Consider the following 3,841-nt stretch of genomic DNA (forward strand, 5'->3'; position numbering starts at 1 on the left):
GTGGTAGCGCCGGGTGAAGGCCAGCGCCAGGGCATCTTCGGTGCCCCACACCGATTCATCCGCGCCGATCACCGGCTCGCCGGGGTCCGCGATGTCATGCACCTGCACACGCGGGCCGTGGACGAGGAAGGCGGCCACATCGAAGCCCTCGGCCACCGCATCGGCCGCGTCCCAGCCCTCGGCGGCATCCTCGGGTGGGTAGAGGATGTGGCAGGACTTGGCACCGGCCGACAGAATCGCCTGGGCCGCCTGCACGGCGTACTCCCAGCCCGGCTTGTCGCGGTCAGGCCAGACCAAGACGGCCTTGCCGGCCAGCGGCGACCAGTCCGTCTTGTCCACCGGGGCGTTGGCCCCGTGCATGGCGGTGGTGGCCACGATCCCGATCTCGATCAAGGCCTGCGCGCACTTCTCGCCTTCGACCAGCACGACCTGCGCGGCGTCCTGGATCCCCGGTTGGTTGTACAGCGGCCTCGGCTCGGGCGGGGCCATCTTGCGGCGGCGCGCGTCCCAGGGCCGGAATTCCTTCTTGCGCCCGGGCGGGTCGTAGCGGTAGACGACGGCGAGCAGCCGCCCCTGAGCGTCGAGGTAGTCCCACTTGGCGGTGGCCGGACCCAGGTCATCGACCAGGGTCTCCTTGCGGCGCTTGAGCGCCGGGGCCGTGGGGGCACGGCCGACGAGGTCCTCGGCCAGGTCGAGGACGCGGGCGAAGTCGCCGTGCACGTCCACGCCAAAGTGGGCGCCGATCAGGTGGAACACATCGCCGCCGGAGCCTTCGGCGCGGTCGGTCCACAGTCCCGCCTTGTCGCCGTCGAGCACGACCTCCAGGCTGTCGCCCGGGCTGCCGAGCACGTCGCCGATGACGAACTTGCCGCGTCGCTTCTTTCCAGCGGGGAACAGGGTGAACAGCACCGACTCCAGCCTCGCGAGCAGGGCGGCGCGTACGGCCTCGCGGCGTTCGGACGCCGGGATCTCGGGCTCGGTCGCGGTGTCATTGAAGTCCAGCATCCGCCTCCTCCTCGTGCCCTGCGTCGGCCGGGTGCAGGGCTTGGCTTTCCTCCATCCACGCGATCAGTTCGGAGAGCTTGAAACGCAGCAGCTTGCCGACCCGGTAGTGCGGCAGGCCGAGACGCCGGCGCTCCTTCGCGTGGGTGAGCCAGTAGAGCGGCAGATTCAGCGTCAGCGCCGCCTCGCGTGCGTCGATCAGGCGCTCCCCGATCACCTGGTGCAGCGGTGTGTCGTTCATGCCGCAGCCCTCCAGCACCGGTCCTGCCACGGGCACATCCGGCATTCGAAGTGGGTGGAATCGTTGAAGCCGCGCGGCAGCAGTTCGCCCGCGTCGGTGGCCGAGATCACCTTGACGGCGCGGTCCGACATGCGCTGCGCCAGCGCCGCATCGAAGGGCACCAGCTCGGCGTAAATCTCCATCGTGTCGGCGTTGACCGCCGTGAAGAGCGCCGGGTGCTCGTGCAGTTCGAGATAGGCTTGGTAGACGGCAACCTGCGCCGCGTAGACCGGCTTGGCCACGGCGAGGCGGTTCTTATCGAGTTCCCGCCAGGACTTCGAGCCCAGGCACTTGTTCTCCCACAGCGCCGGGTAGCCGGAACCGAACCCCAGGTCGGGCCCGGCGACGATGACGCCATCGACGTGGCCTTGCAGGCGCCCGTCGAGTGCCGAGAAGCCGAACTGCTCGCCCGCGTCGTCGCGCGTTCGCAGATCGAAGCCCGCCGCGCGCAGCCATCCGACCATGCAGTCCTCGATGAGGTGGCCGCGCTCGAAGACGCGCAGCATGCGACCGTCGGTCTCGCGACCCGGATCGACCGGGGCGTCGGCGACCTCGTACTGCAGCGCGCGCTCGCACGCGGCCCCGAGGCGCGAGGCACCCAGGTACGTGCGGCGAGGCTGTGCCGCGCGAGACTGCTGCATTCCGGCGTCGATCAGCGCCGTGACCTGGCCCGACAGGCTCTTGGAGGCGTTGAAGTCCATCATGGCCGCGCCTCCTTCTGTGCCGCTTTCGGGGCCGCCGTCGGTTCCTCCCACGGCAGGTCGTCCTCGAGATCGGCGAAGGGGTCGGACACCGGTTCTTTGAGCCCGCGCACCGGCGGGTACTTGGTCGCTTCGTGGTGCTCGACCATCGCGTCCGTGTAGCAGGTGACGATGGCGTCGATCACCTGGATCGCCTCGGCCTCGGAGTACGCGCCCAGCGGCTTGTCGAAGCCGATGCCCTCTGCCGCCGCGCCGAAGGCCTTGAGGCACTTCCTCATCGCGGCGAGTTCGACGTCAGACGGATCGATCATCGCGACCTCCCCGAGGGGTGGACGTCCGTCTCGCACCCGCAGCCAGTTGCCGTAGAGCGTGTGAAACGCCTCCTGGCAGCGACGCGAGCAGAACACCCAGTCGACCGGATAGCGCCGTGGATCGCCGACACCGTGGCGGTTGTCGGTGTGGCCGAAGCCACGGGCCTGTCGTTTGCAGATCCAGCATTTCATCCGCCCCCCTCACTGCGCCCAGGCCGGCTTGCCCGGCACGGCGGGGCGTTGGGCAACGGCAGGCGCAGGCATCGCACGAGGCGGAGTGACCGTCGCCGGCGCGCCTGCGTTACCGGTGCCGGTGTTCTTCGGCGGCACGCCCATCAGGCGGGCGTAGTCCGGGTGGTCGGGCTCGACGGCATTTCGGACGACGTTCTTGAGTTCCCCGCGGCCGTCTTTCTCGACATCGATGCGGGCGAGGAACTCGATGCCATCGAGCTCATGAAAGCCCTGGATGCGCCGTGCGGCGGCCGCCTGCGGGCTCATGTCCTGGGGGTGGACGTGGCGCGCGGAATTGAGCACCGCACGCACGAAGCTGCGCCCCATGTTCCCCCACGCCGGTCCCTTTGGGCTGTGCAGGCCGACATTGCTCCACATCTTGCGGCGGGCGTAGGGCCCCTCCAGCACGACGAACTCGCAGGCCAGGTAGACCGAGCCGGTCTCGAAACTCTGCGTGGCGTAGCCCCCGGTCCAGCCCTGGGCCGGGTCATCGAAGCCCCCGGGCTTGATCGTCATCCGGACTCGGGCGACCGTGCCCTTGGGGATGAGGTCGAAACTGGGCTGCTGTTCGGCGTCGTTGAAATCGTTCCAGGCGGTCATGGATCACTCCTTGAAGGCGGTGGTGGATGGCGGGATGCGGGTGGCGGCGGCGCACTTGTCGATCAGCGCGGCGAGGTTCGGCGGCTCCAGCAACTCGAGCTGGCCGGAGCGGTCCTTGGCCGGGTAGCCGTAGGGATTGACGGTGTGGCAGACGAAGGCGCGGTAGCTGCTGCCGTCCTCGGCCTTGATCTCAGACAAGGTGACGACTTCATCGACGATGCCGGGCAGTTCCGCGGCGGTCTTGGCGCCCTCGATCTGGGGCACGAACACCTTGCGGTTGAAGTCGTCGATGCGCTCGTCAAGAATGGCCACGAACACCACGTTCTTGCCGCGCGCGTGCTGCAAGTGCGTGAGCGCGGCCAGCATCTCGGTGCCGAGCAAGCCGTAAGCGCCCCGGGTGTCTGGCTTGCCGGTGCGCTCGCTGTACGCTTGCGGCTGGGTCTTGGCCCAGACGAGCGCCAGACGGGCGAGCACCGTGATGCTGTCGACGAAGTAGGTGTCGTACTTGGCCAGTTGCGCCGGGTCGCCGTAGCGCTCGCAGACGTGCCGGTAGTGCGCTTCGGAGAACGGCGCATCGGCCGGCAGCGCCGGGTTCGGGCCGGCGAGGAACACGACGAGATCGCGGAACTCGGGCCAGGTGCGCGGGCGCACGCAGTCGCCGCGCCAGTCCTTGACGGCCAGATCCCCAGCCTCGAGGTCAACGAACAGGGTCGAGG

General features: G+C 69.0%; 5 protein-coding genes and 1 pseudogene. All 6 read right to left on the minus strand.

Translation table 11 applies throughout. The annotated features are described in order from the left end of the window. Positions 1-1,005, minus strand: a pseudogene (locus ACK4ZD_RS15340) (hypothetical protein); the annotation flags it as partial. After that, on the minus strand, positions 989-1,243 hold the full coding sequence (locus ACK4ZD_RS15345) for a helix-turn-helix domain-containing protein (RefSeq protein ID WP_409664035.1): 255 nt from the start codon (positions 1,241-1,243) through the stop codon (positions 989-991). The gene ACK4ZD_RS15345 and the pseudogene ACK4ZD_RS15340, both read right to left, overlap by 17 nt. Then, complete coding sequence (locus ACK4ZD_RS15350; RefSeq protein ID WP_409664038.1) at positions 1,240-1,986, minus strand: hypothetical protein; 747 nt, start codon at positions 1,984-1,986, stop codon at positions 1,240-1,242. The genes ACK4ZD_RS15345 and ACK4ZD_RS15350 overlap by 4 nt, the downstream gene beginning before the upstream one ends. After that, on the minus strand, positions 1,983-2,486 hold the full coding sequence (locus tag ACK4ZD_RS15355) for a DUF6511 domain-containing protein (RefSeq protein ID WP_409664041.1): 504 nt from the start codon (positions 2,484-2,486) through the stop codon (positions 1,983-1,985). The genes ACK4ZD_RS15350 and ACK4ZD_RS15355 overlap by 4 nt, the downstream gene beginning before the upstream one ends. Before the next feature lie 9 nt (positions 2,487-2,495). After that, the gene (locus ACK4ZD_RS15360) at positions 2,496-3,125 is read right to left on the minus strand and encodes a hypothetical protein (protein ID WP_409664044.1); all 630 of its coding nucleotides are present in this window, start codon (positions 3,123-3,125) and stop codon (positions 2,496-2,498) included. Between the two features lie 3 nt (positions 3,126-3,128). Beyond that, positions 3,129-3,841: ATP-binding protein (locus tag ACK4ZD_RS15365; protein ID WP_409664047.1), on the minus strand; the 713-nt coding region annotated here is incomplete at its 5' end.

The sequence above is a fragment of the Caldimonas sp. genome, from assembly GCF_046291045.1.
Classification (GTDB): domain Bacteria; phylum Pseudomonadota; class Gammaproteobacteria; order Burkholderiales; family Burkholderiaceae_C; genus Caldimonas.